Source organism: Cedecea davisae, from assembly GCF_044095835.1.
Classification (GTDB): Bacteria; Pseudomonadota; Gammaproteobacteria; order Enterobacterales; family Enterobacteriaceae; genus Cedecea; species Cedecea davisae.
Window position 1 is genome coordinate 3137278 of the sequence record NZ_CP172054.1, and the last position, 18573, is coordinate 3155850.

Below are 18573 nucleotides of genomic sequence, written 5' to 3' on the forward strand. Positions count from 1 at the left end.
GCTTCCTCACTCATTCCGCTGACGCAGGCGCGCCTGCCAGAACGATACGGCCAGCGCCACCACCAGAATCACGCCGACCAACGCATCTTTTACCAGGTAGTTAAGCCCCATCAGATTCAGGCCGTTATCAATAATCGCCAGGAACAGCACTCCGCCGAGCGTTCCGCCCATGCTTACCCGGCCCTGGCGCTGGAACGCGGTGCCGATAAAGACCGCGGCAATGGCGTCCATCAGGTAGGACTGCCCGGCAAGCGGAGTAAACTGCCGCAGGTTGGCCGACAGAATAATGCCGCCGACGGCGCACATCGCCGAGGCGGCAATCAGCACCCAGAAGAGAGTGCGTTTATCGGCGATCCCGGCAATACGCGCGGCTTCGCTGTTTTGCCCTACGGCGCGCACGCGCTTGCCAAACAGGGTTCGCTCGGTCAGCAGCCAGGCCGCAAGCCAGACCACCAGCACAATCAGCACCGGCATCGGAATGCCCCACAGATTGCCGACCGCAAGGTCATGATATTCCGGCGCCATGCGGCGCATAGAAATCGCCCCGCCGCCGTCGGTGTAAATACGCTCCGCGCTGCTGGCGATAAACCAGGTGCCAAGCGTGGCGAGGAACGGTTTGATACGGCAGGCCAGAATCAGGAACGCATTAACCAGGCCAATCATCACCCCGCCCAGCAGGGCGCACAGCACCGCCACCTGCCACGGAAGCTGCCAGGTTTTCAGCGCAATCAGCGCCATCATCGCGCCGAAGTCGATAGCAACGCCGACCGAAAGATCGATAGCACCCGCGCTAACGATAAGCGTCATCGCCAGCGCCACAATCAGCAGAATGGCGCTGCCCTGAAGCAGATTGCTCCAGTTATCCAGCGTCAGAAATACCGGGTTAGACAGGCTAAACAGCACGATAAAGAATAGCGTGACCAGGACAAACCCGGCGCGAGAGAGCCAGGCGAGCGGTTTCTTGCCGGACTCGCCTGCCGGTATGGCCGCCGCGGCAGAAATGACTTTCATTATTTGCTCCCCTTCTGCTGCAAGGCGGAAGCCGCCAGCACCACCAGAATCAGCACGCCTTTAATCGCGCCGACCCAGAAAATATTCACGCCCAGCAGCCCGAGGCCGTTAGACAAAGCGTTAACCAGAATGGCGCCCAGCAAAGCGCCCCAAATGGTCACCACGCGGCGGCGGGAAAATGCCGCGCCGAGGAAGGTTGCCAGCACCGTTTCCATCAGCAGCGGCGTTGCCGTTCCGCTGGAGCTGCCGGAGCCCTGAGCCAGCAGCGGGAATACGGCAAGCCCGGCGGCAACGGCGGCAATCAGCCAGGAGGCCAGCGTCAGGAGGCGCACATTAAGCCCGGACATCTGGGCCATATCTTTGCTGCCGCCGGTAGCCTGCAGGTGCTGGCCGAAGCGGGTGTAATGCAGCAGAAACTGGAAGCCAGCAAAAACCAGCAGCAGATAAATCAGCGCGTAAGGCACGCCGAGCAGGCTGCCGTCGCGGAATGCCACCATAAGCGGATCGCTTACGCTGATGCGGCGCTGGCCGGTAATCAGGTCGGTCAGGCCGGTAAAAGCCACAGAAGTCGAGAGCGTGGCAAGCAACGGCGGCAGCCCGGCCACCAGCACCAGCAGAGCGTTAATCCCGCCGCAAAGCAGGCTGAGGGCGGCGACCAGCAGCAATAGCAGAGGCCACGGCGTCAGCCAGTCGGTCATTCCGAGGCTCAGCAACGCTACGCCGAACACAGCAATGGCCGGGAGGGAGAGATCGATGCCTCCGGAGACAACATCATCCCCGCCTGCGGCAATCACGCAGACCAGGCCAAAGCTCAGGATGGCCAGCGGCACGCTTTGCACCAGCATCAGGCTGATGTTTTGCCAGCTCAGGAACCACGGGGACTGAATACTCAGCCAGACCAGCAGCGCCACAAACAGCAGCAGAGGGAATTTTTCAAACAGCGCGACGGAGCGACGAGCCACGAAGCTGCGAATTTCAGTGCTCATAAAGATTGTTCCTGCCCACCGTTGATCGTTGCCAGCAGCGCATCAAGCGTTAGCCCCCGGGTCGGCAAATTCGCCACCAGCGAACCGCGCCACATCACCAGAATGCGGTCACACAGGCCAAGCAGCTCGGTGGCATCGCTCGAAGAAACCAGCACAGAGCGCCCCTGGTCGGCCAGCTGGCGCGTGCGCTGGTAGATGTCGCTTCTGGCGCCGATATCCACGCCGAGCGTTGGCTCATCAAGGATAAAGAGGCGTGCGTCGGTGCCCAGCCAGCGGGCAAGGATAACTTTCTGCTGGTTGCCGCCGCTCATATAGCGCACCGGCAATTCCGGTTTAGCGGGGCGAATGCTGAGCCGCTCTATCCAGTCGCGGGCTTTTTGCAGCGCACGCGAACGGTGCTCCCAGCCCAAAGTGGCCGTCTCGTGCAGCGAGGCAAGGTTGATATTGTCGGCGGCTGAAAACGGCAGGATCAGACCCTGATGGCGGCGATCGCGGGGTACCAGGGCCATACCGACCCGAATAGCCTGTCGTGGAGAGCGAATGCGGCGCACACGCCCGTTTATCGCTATTTCGCCCCGTTTAGCAACGCTAAGCCCGTAAAGGGTATCCACCAGTACGTCACGCCCTGCACCAAGCAGGCCCGCCACGCCGACGATTTCACCTTTATGAATGTCAAAGCTGATGTCCTGGAGCTGCTGACCGTCGGAAAGTGAACGTACGCAGAGCAGCGGCACCTCGTCGGCTGAAGCATCGGCTTCGTGCTGGCGAGGGGTATAGAGCCGGTCGATTTCGCGACCCACCATCATATGAATCACCGCGTCGGTATTCTGTAATACTTCGCGGTCGGGATAACCCACAACTTCCCCATTACGCAGCACGGTTCCCCGATCGCACAAAGAGGCGATTTCGTTCAGGTAATGGGAGATATAAAGGATGGCGATGCCCTGATCCCGCAGCCGCAGTATGGCATCGGAAACCAGGCTTGCTTCGTGGGCTTCAAGCGGCGCGGTAGGCTCGTCGAACACCACCAGTTTTGCCGCGCCATCTATCAGCGCTCTGGCAATTTGCACCAGTTTGCGCTCGGCAAGGCTGAGCTGGCGAATAAGCCTGTCCGGGTCGATAGTCAACTGCCAGGTAGAAAGGAAAAAGTCCCGCGTGGCCTGGCGCATGCGCCGGGAGTCCAACATACCGCCCGCGCGGTGATACTCCTGGCCGAGAAATACCGACTCCGCCACGGTAAAATGTGGGATCAGGTTCAGCTCCTGGTGAATAACCCGGATCCCCTGAGCCTCTATAGCCGCAGGCTTGCCAAGCGGAAGCGGAACGCCGTCAAGCGTTGCCGTCCCGCCATCGGCCTGATAAACCCCGGCAAGAATTTTGATTAATGTGGACTTGCCCGCCCCGTTCTCACCGATCAGGCCGTGAATTTCACCCGGCCCGATAGTCAGCGTGACCGCGTTTAAAGCGGCCACATTGGCAAAGCGCTTACTAATGCGGTCCATCACCAGACCGCGCTGCGTCGTTGCTGCGTTCACTACTTCAGTTCACCGTAACCCAGTTTTTTATATACGGCTTTGGCTTCATCCGGGCCTTTAACCGGGATAACCGGAATAAAGGTCTGGATTGGCAGCTTCTGGCCTGCGAAGTAGCGTGCCACGTTCTCGGCGGAGGTCTGGCCAATCAGATGCGGCTGCTGGGCGACGTTTGCCACCAGCGGACTGTCTTTTTCTGCCATGATCTCCAGCGTTTCCGGGCCAGCGTCAATAGCGGTTACCTTCACGTCTTTATCACGCCCGGTCTCTTCCAGAGCCTGAACAATACCGATTGCGGGCTGGTCCCAGCAGGCTACGTGGATAGCATCCAGCTTGCCTTTCGGGTACTGGCTCAGCAGTTCGAGGGTTTTCTTGCGGGCGTCTTCCGGCGAGTTAGCAAATTGCTCTGCCAGCTCCGGCTGAATAATTTTAATGCCAGGATAATCCTTCAACACATATTTCCACTGGTCATAACGAATACCGCAAATGCGCAATGAGTTAGAAAATGCGTTAAATACCGCCACGTTGCCCTTCCCACCCAGCGCATCTGCCATATAGCGGCCAATGGTTGAACCCAGAGTGTAGTTGTCGGACGTAGTGTTATTTACGGAATACTGCGAAACATGGTCAACGGTAAATACCGGAATACCGGCATCGCGCAGCGCTTTGAATTTAGGCTCAACCGCGCTGTCGCCCAAAATACTAATTACCGCGTCAACTTTGCGCGACAGCAGAATATCGTGGTTATTGGCGTGAACCTGGTTATCTCTGCCGCCGTCAACGCCAATGACCTTGCCGCCGAGTTTTTCAACCTCTTCGGTCGCGCCTTTATACGCCTCGCGATCCCAGAAGTGCTGGGTTCCCACTACCGCAACCCCGATGGTTTTACCCTGTAACGAAAGTGCGTCTGCGGCAAAAGCAGACCCGGATGCCAGCGTCATCAGGCCCACGGCGACAGATAAAATTCTTTTTTTAACCTTCATTGCTATAATTATCCCGTATTCATTGGTCATTAATGCCACAGCATGACAACAAGCAGAACCCGACCCAAATAAAAAATAGATATATCTTATATTTCCATAGTCACGCCGCTATGTCACTTTGCAACTACCCTTATGAACATGAATAAAATACATGTAAAACAGCAACAAGAGAAAAATTCAACCACAATAAAATAAAGGCCAATGCCATTTTCGGGCTTTATTTTTAGAATCACAAAATAATATTAAACGGCGATATATTCGGGCGAATTAATTATAAATTCTGCCACTTTATAAAAATAAAACAGCATCGACTGATATTGCGATCATTTACCCCATTTCGCATTGTTGAGCGGATTTTATTTTTTCTTGTTTCCACCTTTATGATGCCGGTTTAGCGCTATTAACAAAGCATGGTATGAGCATGAAAGCCGAACATCAGCTGGCGGTAATGCACTGGGGCACTTACCAGGTCACGACCGAAGGCGAACGCATCGCCGCCGTTTCCCCCGTCGAGTGGGATAAAAACCCGTCACGAATTGGTCAGTCCTTAACGGATTCCGTCACCGGTAATACGCGCATTCGCCGCCCGGCGGTTCGCCTCGGCTATTTGCAAAATGGCCCGGCATCCCGCGAAGGGCGCGGCAAAGAGCCGTTTGTGGAGGTGAGCTGGGAACAAGCGCTGGATCTTCTGGCGCGGGATCTTCGTTCGGTGCAGGAGCGCTGCGGCAACGAAGCTATTTTCGGCGGCTCCTACGGCTGGGCCAGCGCAGGACGTTTTCACCACGCTCAAAGCCAGCTGCACCGCTTTCTTAAAGGGTTTGGCGGCTATACTGCCAGCACGAATACCTACAGCAGCGCGGCGGGCGAACGCATCCTGCCGCACATTCTCGGCCCGCTAAGTCCTCTGCATAAGCAGCACACGCATTTTTCGGTGCTGGCGGAGCATTGCGAGATGTTTGTCGCCATCGGTGGACTGCCGCTGCGAAATGCCCAGGTCAACGGCGGCGGCGCGAACGATCATATGCTGAAGCACTGGCTCGAGCGCCTTGAGCAAAACGGCGTGCAGTTCGTCAACATCAGCCCGGTGCAGAACGATCTTAGCGCAATACCTGATGCAAAATGGCTGGCGATTAAGCCCGGCACCGACACAGCGCTGCTGCTGGCGCTTTGCCATACGCTGATCGCCGAATCCCTGCACGATAGCGCCTTTATCGGCAGCCATACCGTTGGTTTTGAACAGCTGCGCGGCTACCTGCTGGGCGAGAAAGACGGCGTGGCAAAAACCGCAGGCTGGGCGGCGGCCATTACCGGGATCGACGAGCAGCAAATCCTGAGCCTGGCACGAACCCTGTCCGGCAAGCGCGCCATGGTCAATATTTCCTGGTCGATTCAGCGCGCCCGCCAGGGCGAGCAGGCCTACTGGGCAACGGTGGCGTTAACCGCCCTGCTCGGCCAGATAGGGACACCCGGCGGCGGCCTGGCCTTTGGCTACGCCTGCACCAACCTTGCCGGTGCCGCTCGAGTTCCCTTCTCCGGCCCTCGCCTGCCCGCAGGGGAAAATAAGGTAAAAACGGTCATCCCGGTGGCACGCCTTTCGGACATGCTGCTCAATCCCGGCGGGGAATACGAGTTCGACGGCAAATTTTGCCGCTACCCGGATATTCGCCTCGTTTACTGGGCCGGAGGCAACGCCTTCCACCATCACCAGGATCTCAACCGACTGGTTGAAGCCTGGCGACGCCCTGAAACCGTGGTTGCCCATGAGCAATACTGGACGGCACAGGCCAAGTTTTCCGATATTGTATTGCCGGTCACCACTTCACTGGAGCGCGATGACATCGGCAGCGGCAGCCACGACGGATTTATGATTGCCATGCGCCAGCAAATTCCCGCCGTGGCAGAAGCGAAAGACGATTACGCTATTTTCTGCGCGCTGGCGGAAAGGCTCGGTTTTCATGAGAAATTTAGCGAAGGCCGCAGCGCCGCCGAATGGCTACCGCATCTCTATGAGTCCTCGCGCGAACGCGCCGGGGAAGATGGCGTCGATTTGCCGCCGTTTGATGACTTTTGGGAACAGGGAAAACTGGAGTTTACCGCCCCGGCTGCCCCGCAGGTCTTTCTGGCTGATTTCCGTGCCGACCCTGAGCGTTTCCCGCTTTCCACGCCATCGGGGAAAATCGAGCTTTATTCTGAAACGGTAGCCGGGTTTGGCTACCGCGAATGCCCGGGCTACCCGTTCTGGGACGAAGAAGAAGCCAGCTTCCAGCAGCGCGAGGCGGAACAATGGCCTTTGCATCTGCTTTCCAGCCAGCCGCGCACGCGCCTGCACAGCCAGTACGATCACGGCAGCGTCAGCCTCCAGACTAAAGTTCAGGGGCGCGAACCGCTGTGGATGCATCCTGAAGATGCTCAGAAGCGCGGAATTAATGAAGGCGAAGTGGTACGGGTGTTTAACGCTCGCGGCGCTATCCTGGCGGGCGTCCACATCAGCGAGCAAATCCTGCAAGGCGTGGTGCAAATCTCCACCGGCGCCTGGTATGACCCACTGGATCCGGCGACGCCGGGGTCGCTTGATAAGCACGGCAACCCAAACGTGCTGACCGAAGACCGGGGTTCTTCACGCCTGGGCCAGGGCTGTAGCGCCCAAAGCTGCCGGGTAGAGATAGAACTTTGGCGTGAAACCCTGCCGCCCGTCACCGCATTTGATCCCCCTGCATTTGTTAGCTGAGTCACACGCCACAGGGTAGAACCCCGGCTAAAATGCCGGGTAATACTTTCGCTGGCTGATAATTAATAAATAGCACTATTTCTGGCGGGCGGCTTTCACCTGCCAAATGTCGATCCTCCGCTTTTATTTTGCTCAATCCCTCGGTGGTAGCTAAAGTTAATATTGCCCCAAAGTTAAATTCACTGCCTTCGAACATGAAAAACTGCCATTATGGCAACAGGTAATAAACTTACTCCTTAAAAGTAAAAAGATACCTCAAAAGCATTAGAATTGACTACGCGATCATAAATTAGCAGTGAATTAAAGGTGATAATTCCTATTGTATAAATATATGTATTGTAGGCTATCCGGCAAAACCGCAATACTTGGCTATTTAGCACGCAGGTCTTTCATATCTTAGGGATAACATGAAGCCTTCTATGCATTTTCCTGATTTTGATTTTCTCAACTCGCCTTTATCCAGGGAGTCAGGCGACTCATTACAGCAACAGCTATATTACCGAATAAAAAATGCCATCAACGAGGGAAAATTAAAGCCCGGGGACAAATTACCCGGCACACGCAAAGTGTGCGAAACGCTGAATATCGGTCGAAATACTGTGATCATTGTTTATGAACTGCTGGCTGCAGAAGGGTTTGTTATATCCGATAATACCGGAACACGTATTTCCGCTATGTCTCCGGAAAGCGCTCCCGTGCTTCCGGCGGCGGTGAATAAGTCCGCAATTTCTATGGGTTCTATTGACATCACCCAGCAGGTCATTAACTCGGCATTTTTTCCCGGCATCCCTGCATTGAATATATTTCCACATAATGAATGGCGCCGGGCTGAAGACAGGGCTTCACGTAAAGCCGGCTCGACCATACTTAACTATGGGCTTCCGGACGGCGAACCGGCCTTAAAACAAGCCGTAGCGTCATTCCTGGCCACTTCCAGGGGCGTTAACTGCATGCCGGAGCAGGTAATATTGTCCAGCGGGCTGCATAAAACGCTGCAAATGTGCCTGCGCCCCATTACCCAAAAAGGTGACCTGGTGTGGGTAGAGAATCCCGGTTATGAGTTTGCCAAAAGCCCATTTCGTAACGCCGGACTCAACGTCTTACCCATCGACGTTGACCGGGATGGCATCAACCCCAGCCTGGAGATGTGGCAAAAATACCCTCCCAGAATCATTTACCTCACCCCTTCTAACCAATACCCAAGCGGCGCAGTGTTGAGTCTTGAACGCAGAGTAAGCCTTGTTGAGAATGCTATAAAACATAATGCGATAATTATAGAAGATGATTATGGCGGGGAATTTCATCATGCAGGCCCGCACATTATCTCTATGCAGGGAATAAATAGTCAGGCCCCCGTGATTTATATCGGCTCATTCAGCCAAATGATGTTCCCCGCTTTACGCATCGGTTTTGCCGTCCTGCCCCCCTCGCTGTCTCCTGAGATCAAAGCATCGCTGCTCACGTTACCGCACGGAGGAAACCGCCTGACTCAACTCACCCTCACCGAGTTTATCGAAAGCGGTCGTTTTATTCGTCATCTCAATAAAATGGGCAAAGCGTACCAGCAAAAAAGAGATAAACTAATAAAAGCCCTTAAAAAGTGCCTGCACTGCTCATATGAAATAAGCGGCCAGCACGGCAGTACCCAACTCACGCTTAATCTTCCTGCAGAAATCAACGACAAATTATTAGTCGAGCAGGCACAACAGCACGGCATAAATATGCTTCCACTCTCGCTATTTTGTGCCCCCGGGACGGCAATAAAAGCAAATGGGGTGATAATAGGTTATGCAAATACGCCGTCTGATTTGTATGAAGTGTATATTGAAAAAATAAATCAGATAATAGAATCGCAAAGAAAATAAACCTGAAGATATACCAGCTTCGCCCGTAAGGACTCTCGTTATGCTTGTCCCTGCAGGGCGAAAGGTGACATTTACGAATGTAAGACGGGATGGGTAGGACACATTATTTTATCAGGTAAGATTAGAATCTAACCAGGCCATGAATCCACTAAGAACATTCCAGACAACCAGAGTTTTATGCTGATAAAAGAGGATGAATATCCTTACCTCACAATATTACACTCCGTTCGTGACCATCATTAAGTACATATTTAAATAAAAAAAATATGTTTTTTAATTTAAATTCAATAAGTTAAAATAGAAAACGCAATTTACACCCTGATTTGACGACTGTCAACATTGATGGAAAACTACCTGTCGTCAGGATTCAGGCTAAAGTAGTTTTCAAACTTGCTTCCTGCGAGGCAATAACACTTATTGCCCGATCAATATAGTTAACGGCGCTCCCCGGTAGAACAGTTTCATCTTCCGCAACGGCGCCCTCAACTTAGCTATATATCATGTTGGTTAAATGGATTTAATTATAAGGAAACTGAAAATGAAGAAATTTATTTTCACCGTAGCTTTTGGCGCAATGGTCTGCGCCAGTGCCGCCAGTGCCGTAGGTATTGGCGGGTCGGGAAAAGTTAACTTTAGTGGTTCTATTGTTGATGCCCCCTGCTCTATGGACCCGAACACCGCCGATCAAACCGTTGAGCTGGGGGCGACCTCAAATTTGCACCTTAGCAACGGCAGTACTTCCACACCTAAGCCATTTAAAATCCTGCTCGAAGGTTGTTCTGGCGAAACGCTTGGCTCCGTGACCACCACATTTAAAGGTCTTCAGGCCGATGAAGATACCACCCTGCTGCGCCTCATTGGTTCGGCCAGTGGCGCTGCTATTGCCATCAATGATTACAAAGGCCGGCAGATTAAAATGGGTGAAGCCTCCCCGGCTTATAAACTCGCCACCGGAAATAACGAGTTGGACTTTTCGGCAAACCTGAAAGGCTTTGGCAGCGAAGAAAAACCGGTAGTGCCCGGTGAATTTACCGCCATTGCCAACTTCACATTAGACTATAACTAATTCATTATTTTATTTAGACCTGCAGGTTAGCGACTGAATTTGCTAATAAAAAATGCGGTTATCACGGGCTGATATTTATCCGCTTGGGTATGGCTTAATTTTTACGTGCCATCATTTAAAAAATGGCATTAAATAACGGAGTTAGACTTTATTTCCACCCGTTTCCCAAAGGAATGCAGAAGTCTACATAATGGTTATTGCCATGGAAAACAATAAAGGCGACAAAGTTAGTTTTCATCCTCATTTTTTAAGTCTGGGTATTTTTATTGCCATAGGCTCCTTTGCAGGTCACGCTATTGGGAAGAGTGAAGAGATTGAGTTTAATCTTGATGTGCTTGACTCAGAAGACCGACAAAACGTTGATTTAAGTAATTTCTCGCACAGCGGTTATATTATGCCCGGCGAATATGAGATGGCGGTATTCCTTAATAAAAGTAGTTTATCTCAACAGCGAGTTGTTTTCTATCAGCCACAGGCTAACCCCAAAGAAAGTGAATTATGCCTGTCTCCTGGATTAATAGATCTATTCGGATTAAAGCCCGAGTACCTGCGGCAGCTCAGTTGGCAGGTCGGCAAAAAATGTCTGCGGGTAGACTCGCTACCGGGAACGGAAATTCGTGCCGATTTAGCACAAAACTCGGTCTACATCAGCATGCCGCAGACTTACCTTGAGTACAGCGCGGAAAACTGGGACCCACCTTCCCGCTGGGATAATGGCCTGCCGGGTATTTTGCTCGACTACAACCTCAACGGCCGGGCGCAAAGCAACCGCCAGGGTGGAGCAGATGCTTACACCCTCAGCGGCAACGGGACTACGGGCATTAATTACGGCGCATGGCGCATCCGCGCCGACTGGCAGGCCACGATCGACTTTAAGCCACAGGGCCAAAATGCCAGCCAGAATCCGTTTCAGTGGAGCCGCTACTACGCCTACCGGGCCATTACTTCTCTACGCTCACGCCTGACGCTGGGTGAGAATTATCTCGACTCGGGCATGTTTGACAGCTTCCGTTATACGGGAGCGAGCCTCGTGTCCGATGACAGCATGTTGCCGCCCAATCTGCGCGGCTACGCGCCAGAGGTTACGGGAGTGGCAAAAACAAATGCAACGGTAGTGGTAAGCCAGCAGGGCCGTGTGCTTTATGAAACCCAGGTTGCCTCAGGCCCGTTTCGCATTCAGGACATCAGCGACGCCACCACCGGGCAGCTGGATGTGCGGGTCGAAGAGCAGGACGGTTCGGTACAGACGTTTACCCTTAACACCGCCAATATTCCCTATTTGACGCGCCCCGGCAGCGTGCGCTACAAGCTGGCCGTGGGCCGCCCGAGCGATATCGATAGCGGCGTTAGCGACTCTGTTTTTGCCAGCGGAGAGTTTTCCTGGGGCGTGAGTAACGGCTGGTCGCTCTATGGTGGTCTGCTCGGCAGTAATGATTATGCTGCCATTTCGAGCGGTGTTGGCCGGGACTTGATGATGTTTGGCGCACTCTCGTTTGACGCCACTCAGTCACGCGCAACGCTACCCTGGCAGGCAGAAACGCTTTCGGGTCGATCATACCGTTTGAGCTATTCAAAGCGCTTTGATGAGCTTGATAGCCAGGTAACATTTGCCGGCTACCGCTTTTCCGAACGTGAGTTCATGAGCATGAGCGACTATCTGACGGCGAAGCGAAACGGAGACTATACCCGCGGCAGTAAAGAACTCTACACCATCTCGCTGAATAAAAGCTTTCGTGACCTCGGCCTGAGCGGCTACCTCAGCTACAACCACCAGACGTACTGGAACCTGACAAACAGCGACCGTTACAGCCTGCTGCTGTCGAGTTTTTTTGATATTGGCAGGTGGCGAAACATCAGCGCTTCAATGTCGCTCTACCGCAACAAAAGCAACAATACCAGCGATGACGGCGCTTATCTCTCGCTCTCCGTGCCCTGGGGAAGACAGGGCCGCATCAGCTATAGCTCAACGGCTAATAGCAACGATACCACGCATTACCTTGGCTATTACGACCGCCTGAACGAGCGAGATACCTATCAGCTTTCCGCCGGGACCGCCCGCAGCGGGGTTAACGGCAGTGGCTTCCTTACCCACGAGGGCGATCGCGCAAGACTCACCGCCAATGCCAGCTATCAGCAGGGGCGCTACAGCTCTCTGGCGCTATCGGCTCAGGGCGGTATCACGCTGACATCTCAGGGAGGTGCGCTGCACCGTGGCGGCATAAACGGCGGAACGCGCATGCTGGTGGATACCAACGGCGTAGCGGGTGTCCCGGTGCAGGCCGGAGGGCGCAGCACCCGCACCAATATGTTCGGCAAAGCCGTCGTCGCGGAGATCGCCAGCTTTTACCCCAGCAAAGTCAGGATCGACCTCGATAACCTGGGCGATAACGCCGAAGCCAAAACCTCCGTGGTACAGGGCACTCTGACGGAGGGTGCCATTGGCTACCGGAAATTCGAAGTGCTTGGCGGTAACCGCGCCATGGCGGTCATCAGGCTGGCGGATGGCTCCACGCCTCCGTTCGGTGCCACGGTAAGCAATGCATATAAACAAGAAACCGGGATCGTCACTAACGAAGGCGACGTCTACCTCAGCGGCGTTAATCCCGGCGAGAAGATGACCGTGCGCTGGAACGGTGGCGAAGAGTGTGAAATCCATCTCCCACAGGCTTTACCCGAGGAGCTACTGAGCCAAAGTCTGCTGCTCCCGTGTGCAAAATCATGAATAAGGAACAAGAATGTCGAATTTAACAAGCAAACCCTTGCTGCTCGCAGCAATAGTGCTGGGAAGCATGCTGGCCGCCGATGCCAGCGCCGCAATTGCGCTGGACAGAACCCGCGTTGTGTTCGACGGCAGCCAAAAAAGCATCAGCCTGAGCGTGAGCAACAGAAACGACAAACTGCCCTACCTCGCACAGGGCTGGATTGAAGACGCCGACGGTAAAAAGGTCAAAGAACCGCTGATGGTACTGCCGCCGATTCAGCGTATTGAACCAGGCAAATCCAGCCAGCTCAGAATACAGGCACTGCCTGACGTGGCGAAGCTGCCAAAGGACCGCGAATCGCTCTTCTACTTCAATCTGCGGGAAATTCCACCGAAGAGCAGCAAGCCCAATACTCTGCAATTGGCCCTGCAAACGCGCATTAAGCTGTTTTACCGCCCGGCATCGCTGGAAATTGCGCCTAACGCAGAGCCGGTGCAAAACCAGCTAACGCTTTCGCGTCAGGGCAACAAATACAGCGTAAATAACCCAACGGGTTATTACATCACGCTGATCAATGCCGCCAGCCATAAAGATGCACAAAACAATACCAGCTTCAGGCCGCTGATGGTTGCCCCGAAAAGCAGCGCCATGCTGTCGGTTACAGCAGACGGTCTGGGAGCCAGTCCGGTGCTGACCTATATAAATGATTACGGCGGGCGTCCGGATCTAAATTTCAGCTGTAGTACCGACCATTGCAAAGTCGTGGACAAGTAATTGCCCTTCCCCGCCCGGCATTAATTAAGGAAAGATGATGGCGCAAAGGAAATTATTTTTATTGGCAGCAGCCATGCTCGCGAGCTGGGCAATGTCGCCCGTACAGGCAGCCGCGCCCTTTATGAATCTTACGGTAAAAGTGGCGCTTGAAGAGCCGCTCTGCGTGCTGAACAACAATAAGCCTATAGAAGTTAATTTTGCAGACGTGTTTATCGAGAAAATTAATCAGGGCATTTATAACCAGCCGATTATTTATGACCTGGACTGTAAAGATAAAAATATGGCGCTCACGCTTACCGTCTCGGGTACCTCCGGTTTTAGCGCCGGGACGCTTGAAACCAGCAGAACCGGGCTGGCGATTGCAATACAGAAAGACGGCCAGCCTCTGCCCGTGAATACCCCGGTTAACTTCACCTTACCGGATACTCCCCGGCTTAATGCCGTGCTGGTTAAGCGGGACAAAGCGCGCCTGGACACCGGGCATTTTACCGCCACTGCCCGGATGGTTGTGGAGTATCAATAGGGAACATGATGATGAAAATAATCTCTCTTCTCCCGATCGTTTTCTCGATCGGGCTGCTGATACCGCCGCTCACCGCCGCCGCAATCGAGGGAGATATAGCCTTCGAAGGGGATTTGTATTCGCTACCGCAGTGCACCATCAGCGAGGGGGCAAGGGTGGAAGTCAACTTTGGCGACAGCGTAAGCATCCGCAAAATTGACGGCAGCCAGTACCGTACGGCAATGAACTACCAGATAGATTGCGAGGAAACAAGCAAAGGTGAGCTCGCGCTAACGCTTTCTCTGATTGGGGAAGCGGCGACTTTTGACGGCGATGCGCTGCGCTCCGATCGGCAAAGTCTTGGCATAAAAATCTACCGGGGCAATACGGTGTTCAAACCCGGGGAGACAATAGAGATAAATAAAGACGCGGCTCCAACCCTGGAAGCGGTTCCGGTAAAAGACCCCAACGGCAAGCTAACGCAAGGCACATTTGAGGCCTGGGCCACGCTCAGCGCCCAATATCAATAAAGGAGGCAAAATGAAAGGACTCATAAAAAGTATCCAGGCACTACTGCTAACCCCGGTCGCGATACAGGCTCAGGCTGCCGGGCTGCCGGGGCAAAACCTCTGGCTGCACGGTTCGCTGGTGGCAGAAGCCTGCGTAATAGCCCCAGGGGATGAAACGGTGGAGCTGAGCTTCGGCACAATTGTTGATAAGTATCTCTACCTGAATCAGAGAACGCCCGGAGTCCCTTTTAAGCTGGTTTTACAGGACTGCGACCCCGATATTGCGCGATTGGTAACGGTGAAATTTAGCGGCAACGCAGATGCTCAGGGGCTCCTGATACCGGACAGCCCGGCATCGTCCGGGATCCTCATCGGCATAGAGCAAGCTAACGGCGATAAAGTCGAGATCAATGGCGCAGGCTCTACCCACGAGCTGCAAAAGGGAGTGAGCGAAATAGCGTTGCAGGCCTACGTGCAGGGTGAGGCAGAAGCGCTCAAAAACAACAGCATCAGGCGCGGCGAATTTACCGCATCTTCAACATTTGAGCTGACTTACCACTGATCGCGCAGGCGGGAAAAATTATGACAAAAGAAATCGAATTTATCATTATCAGCGACAACCCCTTAGCGATGTATGGCCTTAAATTATTAATCCACTCGTTTATGCCGCGCGCCATCATTACCGGGAATACGATGTGGCAGGAGTGTCCCGCAGAGCCTGGAGACAGCGTTCAGGGCATCATCATTGTCGCCAGCGACAGATATTCTCGCCACCGCACGCTTAGCGTCACCCATATGCTCCACAGTATAAAGCCCAAAGTTCCGCAGCTTTTATTGCACAGCGAAGCAAATTCCGTGCTGGCTTCCCTGGTCCCTCAGCGTTTCTCGCTAAAGCTCTCCGCCAGCCTGCAGGAGATTGCGGTAAAAATTGCCCATATCACCTATCGAAGCGGTAAAGAAAATAAAAGAGTGCCGCTAACGCAACTTCAGGGGCAGGTCATAAAGCTGCTTCAACATATGCCACCCATTCAGGTGTCGAAGCGCCTTGGGATTAATATAAAAAAAATAAGCCGCTATAAGCAGCTGATGATTTCTTATCTCGGCATTCAGGGTCACCAGCTCGATTGTAAATTAATCAATCACTACCGGGAAATAAAGATAATAACGACGGAGCAAGGTGAGCCAGTTGAATGATGCAAAAATACCGCTTGGCCTGAATGTATTGCAGGCCACGCGGTTAAGAATTGAATGGCTGTTTGAAGTTTTTCCTCACGTCTGTATTTCTTTTTCCGGGGGCAAAGATTCAACCGTGCTGTTTCATCTTGCCGGGGAGATTGCCCGGCGCCGCAAAACTCAGTTTTCGGTGTTGTTTATCGACTGGGAAATACAGTTTCAGTACACCATCGATCATGTCGTGCGCATGCAGACGCTTTATAGCGATGTTATCTCAAGCTTCTATTGGGTTGCGCTTCCGTTAACCACTATTAACGGCGTCTCGCAGTTCCAGCCGGAATGGATTGCCTGGGAGCGTGATAAAAAGTGGGTGCGCCCTCCTCCCGGGCAGGCAATCACCGATGAAAGCTATTTTCCTTTCTACTACTACGCCATGACTTTTGAAGAGTTTGTTCCGGCATTTTCCCGCTGGCTGTCTGGCGGAAAAGGCGCGGCGGTTGCAACCGGCATGCGGGCGGAGGAATCCTACAAGCGCTACATCGGTATCACCTCTCAACGCAAAACTCGCTACGCCGACGACAAGCCATGGACCACGGCGGCTCAGGAGGGTTTTTACTATACGGTTTCACCTCTCTACGACTGGAAAATTGAGGATATCTGGATTTTTAATACCCGATATAAAGCCTGCTACAACGCGCTCTACGACAGAATGCACCAGGCCGGCGTTCCGGTACGTTCAATGCGGGTTTGCGAACCCTTCGGGCCGGAGCAGCGCCGTAGCCTGTGGTTATTTCATATTCTGGAGCCGGAGACCTGGGGCGAAATATGCTCCCGAGTCAGCGGTGCGCATAGCGGAGCGCTTTACGGCAGCCAGAGCGGCGCCTTTTATGCCTTAAACAAGGTGCTGGTAAAGCCGGAGCATTTTAACTGGCAGGGTTATGCCATGTTCCTGCTCGACTCCATGCCGGAGCAAACCGCAGAGCACTACCGCAATAAAATTGCCATTTACATTAAATGGTTCCAGCAGCACGGCTTCCCGGAAAATATTCCCGACCAGCAGGAAAAAGATCTCGGGTACAAAGATGTCCCCTCCTGGCGTCGGGTCTGCAAAATGCTGCTGAAAAATGATTACTGGTGCCGAATGCTGTCGTTCAGCCCGAATAAGCCCCGGCATTACCAGCGCTACCTTGAGCGCATGAACAAAAAAAGAAGCCAGTGGGGAATACTATGACGCTTAATGAGTTACTTCATGAACTTGATGTCCTGCTGCAAAACATCCCCGGTGATAAAGAAAAAATAGCCGCCCAGAATGCGGTAAAAGAACGCCTGCACCGGCACAGCCCGTTTAAAAATGAGCCGGTTGACTGCGTGCTATGGCTGCACGCGGACGCCATTACGGCCAATGAATATAACCCCAACACCATGGCTCCGGTCGAGAAACGCCTATTGAAACACTCGCTGGAAACCGAAGGTTTTACCCAGCCGGTGGTGGTTTCCCCGCTAAAAGAAAAATACCAGCTGGTAGATGGCTTTCACCGTTACCAGCTCGGGAAAAACATCGTGAAAAGCAGCGGCGGGCTAACCGGCTACCTGCCCGCCACCGTGGTAAACGCCGACTCCCAGGGTCTGGCCGAGCGGGTTGCGGCCACGGTTCGCCATAACCGCGCCAGGGGTAAGCATCAGATAGACGCCATGTCTGGCGTGGTGCGGGATTTATCCCGCCTCGGCTGGGAAGACGAAAAAATAGGCCTGGAGCTGGGAATGGACACCGATGAAGTGCTGCGTCTCAAACAGATAAGCGGCCTGGCGGAGCTTTTTGCCGGGGAAAAATTTAGCGAAGCGTGGACGGTGAAATAAACCCGCCCGGCGTTTACATATAAGGAAATGTTTATGTCTATCAGGATAGTTTTTTCTTTTTTAGTACTGCTGTTTAGCCAGCTTTGCAACGCGTCTTTATTCCCGATGGTGACCAGCGTAAAAATAGATCCATCAAATACCGAATACATTCAGCTAATCATCACCAGTCAGCTTATGGATATTGGCCCATTGGGGGATATTCTTGTAAAAGACTATTACGCTGGGGTAGCTGGAGGTAATAATGGGAATTTTGGCATTGTTACCAAGACAAAAGACAAATCATCTACTACCATTTATGCTTATGGTAGCAAAGAGAATATGCTAACAGGTATTGATGAAAATATGACGATAAGTGAAGCCGGGTTATATGCATGGAACCATGGGCTTTCCGGTCAAAAAACAATAAAACTGGACTCAAATTCAACACATGAGAGATTCAGTGCATTATGCGTTGGTTTTGGCTTTGGCCCCACCCCCGGCGTAGCATTATATGAAGCTGCCGTAAATTATCCTGCAAACGGCTGCTTACAGGCACCACCGCCCTATGAATATTGTGAGTTTGGAATACCGCAGATCACTCAAGATCACAAAAATGTTCTGACTACCGCTAAAACTTCACAAGTCATTTCCGGAATGGCGATTAACTGCACGGCAGAGATTGGCGTTCGCTTAATAATCGGTCAGGATACATTGCAATTAGCACCCGGCGTCATCTCAAAGCTAGTATTTAATAAAAATGGAACTGATTATCCTGGCGGCAGTATATTTAATTTAAAGTCCGGAGCTAACGTAATGAATATAAAAAGCACTTTATCTATCTCCCCCGATGCCGATGCCGGGAGTTATGAAGCCAGCACCATTATCTATATAGAATACCCCTGAACA

17 protein-coding genes are annotated in these 18573 nt (G+C 53.0%); 12 read left to right on the top strand and 5 right to left on the bottom strand.

Features of this window, described 5'->3' with window-relative positions; translation table 11 throughout:
- Positions 1–6: 6 nt before the first annotated feature.
- From ACG1VR_RS15090 to ACG1VR_RS15105, 4 genes are read right to left on the bottom strand one after another with little or no spacing between them, the layout of a single operon-like run.
- On the bottom strand, positions 7–1011 hold the full coding sequence (locus tag ACG1VR_RS15090) for an ABC transporter permease (RefSeq protein ID WP_395489203.1): 1005 nt from the start codon (positions 1009–1011) through the stop codon (positions 7–9).
- The gene (locus ACG1VR_RS15095) at positions 1011–1997 is read right to left on the bottom strand and encodes an ABC transporter permease (RefSeq protein WP_395489204.1); all 987 of its coding nucleotides are present in this window, start codon (positions 1995–1997) and stop codon (positions 1011–1013) included. Before ACG1VR_RS15095 ends, ACG1VR_RS15090 begins: the two co-directional genes overlap by 1 nt.
- Positions 1994–3499, bottom strand: a complete 1506-nt coding sequence (locus ACG1VR_RS15100) for a sugar ABC transporter ATP-binding protein (RefSeq protein ID WP_395491117.1) — start codon at positions 3497–3499, stop codon at positions 1994–1996. The genes ACG1VR_RS15095 and ACG1VR_RS15100 overlap by 4 nt, the downstream gene beginning before the upstream one ends.
- Before the next feature lie 32 nt (positions 3500–3531).
- Positions 3532–4512, bottom strand: a complete 981-nt coding sequence (locus tag ACG1VR_RS15105) for a sugar ABC transporter substrate-binding protein (protein WP_395489205.1) — start codon at positions 4510–4512, stop codon at positions 3532–3534.
- Between the two features lie 421 nt (positions 4513–4933).
- Here ACG1VR_RS15105 and ACG1VR_RS15110 point away from each other — a divergent pair, with 421 nt between their 5' ends.
- The gene (locus ACG1VR_RS15110; RefSeq protein ID WP_395489206.1) at positions 4934–7240 is read left to right on the top strand and encodes a molybdopterin-dependent oxidoreductase; all 2307 of its coding nucleotides are present in this window, start codon (positions 4934–4936) and stop codon (positions 7238–7240) included.
- A gap of 1 nt (position 7241) precedes the next feature.
- On the opposite strand, the gene ACG1VR_RS15115 is transcribed toward ACG1VR_RS15110, so the two are convergent.
- Complete coding sequence (locus ACG1VR_RS15115) at positions 7242–7436, bottom strand: hypothetical protein (RefSeq protein ID WP_395489207.1); 195 nt, start codon at positions 7434–7436, stop codon at positions 7242–7244.
- Between the two features lie 211 nt (positions 7437–7647).
- On the opposite strand from ACG1VR_RS15115, the gene ACG1VR_RS15120 reads away from it, so the two are divergent.
- From ACG1VR_RS15120 to ACG1VR_RS15170, 11 genes are all read left to right on the top strand, one after another.
- Positions 7648–9105 (top strand): PLP-dependent aminotransferase family protein, encoded by a 1458-nt coding sequence (locus ACG1VR_RS15120; RefSeq protein WP_395489208.1) that lies wholly within the window; start codon positions 7648–7650, stop codon positions 9103–9105.
- 538 nt (positions 9106–9643) lie between these two features.
- Positions 9644–10171 (top strand): fimbrial protein, encoded by a 528-nt coding sequence (locus tag ACG1VR_RS15125; protein ID WP_395489209.1) that lies wholly within the window; start codon positions 9644–9646, stop codon positions 10169–10171.
- Positions 10172–10373: 202 nt separating this feature from the next.
- Positions 10374–12893, top strand: a complete 2520-nt coding sequence (locus ACG1VR_RS15130; protein ID WP_395489210.1) for an outer membrane usher protein — start codon at positions 10374–10376, stop codon at positions 12891–12893.
- A 13-nt stretch (positions 12894–12906) separates the two neighbouring features.
- Positions 12907–13647 carry a fimbria/pilus periplasmic chaperone gene (locus ACG1VR_RS15135; protein ID WP_395489211.1) on the top strand — a complete coding sequence of 247 codons (741 nt, stop codon included), beginning with the start codon at positions 12907–12909 and terminating at the stop codon, positions 13645–13647.
- Positions 13648–13708: 61 nt separating this feature from the next.
- Positions 13709–14170, top strand: a complete 462-nt coding sequence (locus ACG1VR_RS15140) for a fimbrial protein (RefSeq protein WP_395489212.1) — start codon at positions 13709–13711, stop codon at positions 14168–14170.
- Positions 14171–14175: 5 nt separating this feature from the next.
- On the top strand, positions 14176–14679 hold the full coding sequence (locus tag ACG1VR_RS15145; RefSeq protein WP_016535738.1) for a fimbrial protein: 504 nt from the start codon (positions 14176–14178) through the stop codon (positions 14677–14679).
- 10 nt (positions 14680–14689) lie between these two features.
- A complete protein-coding gene (locus ACG1VR_RS15150; RefSeq protein WP_172567897.1) occupies positions 14690–15220 on the top strand; it encodes a fimbrial protein in 531 nt (176 codons plus the stop codon).
- Between the two features lie 20 nt (positions 15221–15240).
- Positions 15241–15852 (top strand): hypothetical protein, encoded by a 612-nt coding sequence (locus ACG1VR_RS15155; RefSeq protein WP_172567898.1) that lies wholly within the window; start codon positions 15241–15243, stop codon positions 15850–15852.
- Entirely contained in the window at positions 15845–17062 is a 1218-nt protein-coding gene (locus ACG1VR_RS15160) for a phosphoadenosine phosphosulfate reductase (RefSeq protein ID WP_395491118.1), read from the top strand. The genes ACG1VR_RS15155 and ACG1VR_RS15160 overlap by 8 nt, the downstream gene beginning before the upstream one ends.
- Entirely contained in the window at positions 17059–17688 is a 630-nt protein-coding gene (locus tag ACG1VR_RS15165; protein ID WP_395489213.1) for an IbrB-like domain-containing protein, read from the top strand. Before ACG1VR_RS15160 ends, ACG1VR_RS15165 begins: the two co-directional genes overlap by 4 nt.
- Before the next feature lie 33 nt (positions 17689–17721).
- The gene (locus ACG1VR_RS15170; protein ID WP_395489214.1) at positions 17722–18570 is read left to right on the top strand and encodes a hypothetical protein; all 849 of its coding nucleotides are present in this window, start codon (positions 17722–17724) and stop codon (positions 18568–18570) included.
- The last annotated feature ends 3 nt before the right edge of the window (positions 18571–18573 follow it).

What these genes read in the sequence shown, in the direction of transcription:
- ACG1VR_RS15090 (WP_395489203.1), bottom strand. Translation starts at nt 1,011, where the DNA reads ATGAAAGTCATTTCTGCCGCGGCGGCCATACCGGCAGGCGAGTCCGGC.
- ACG1VR_RS15095 (WP_395489204.1), bottom strand. Translation starts at nt 1,997, where the DNA reads ATGAGCACTGAAATTCGCAGCTTCGTGGCTCGTCGCTCCGTCGCGCTG.
- ACG1VR_RS15100 (WP_395491117.1), bottom strand. Translation starts at nt 3,499, where the DNA reads ATGGACCGCATTAGTAAGCGCTTTGCCAATGTGGCCGCTTTAAACGCG.
- ACG1VR_RS15105 (WP_395489205.1), bottom strand. Translation starts at nt 4,512, where the DNA reads ATGAAGGTTAAAAAAAGAATTTTATCTGTCGCCGTGGGCCTGATGACG.
- ACG1VR_RS15110 (WP_395489206.1), top strand. Translation starts at nt 4,934, where the DNA reads ATGAAAGCCGAACATCAGCTGGCGGTAATGCACTGGGGCACTTACCAG.
- ACG1VR_RS15115 (WP_395489207.1), bottom strand. Translation starts at nt 7,436, where the DNA reads ATGTTCGAAGGCAGTGAATTTAACTTTGGGGCAATATTAACTTTAGCT.
- ACG1VR_RS15120 (WP_395489208.1), top strand. Translation starts at nt 7,648, where the DNA reads ATGAAGCCTTCTATGCATTTTCCTGATTTTGATTTTCTCAACTCGCCT.
- ACG1VR_RS15125 (WP_395489209.1), top strand. Translation starts at nt 9,644, where the DNA reads ATGAAGAAATTTATTTTCACCGTAGCTTTTGGCGCAATGGTCTGCGCC.
- ACG1VR_RS15130 (WP_395489210.1), top strand. Translation starts at nt 10,374, where the DNA reads ATGGAAAACAATAAAGGCGACAAAGTTAGTTTTCATCCTCATTTTTTA.
- ACG1VR_RS15135 (WP_395489211.1), top strand. Translation starts at nt 12,907, where the DNA reads ATGTCGAATTTAACAAGCAAACCCTTGCTGCTCGCAGCAATAGTGCTG.
- ACG1VR_RS15145 (WP_016535738.1), top strand. Translation starts at nt 14,176, where the DNA reads ATGATGATGAAAATAATCTCTCTTCTCCCGATCGTTTTCTCGATCGGG.
- ACG1VR_RS15150 (WP_172567897.1), top strand. Translation starts at nt 14,690, where the DNA reads ATGAAAGGACTCATAAAAAGTATCCAGGCACTACTGCTAACCCCGGTC.
- ACG1VR_RS15155 (WP_172567898.1), top strand. Translation starts at nt 15,241, where the DNA reads ATGACAAAAGAAATCGAATTTATCATTATCAGCGACAACCCCTTAGCG.
- ACG1VR_RS15165 (WP_395489213.1), top strand. Translation starts at nt 17,059, where the DNA reads ATGACGCTTAATGAGTTACTTCATGAACTTGATGTCCTGCTGCAAAAC.
- ACG1VR_RS15170 (WP_395489214.1), top strand. Translation starts at nt 17,722, where the DNA reads ATGTCTATCAGGATAGTTTTTTCTTTTTTAGTACTGCTGTTTAGCCAG.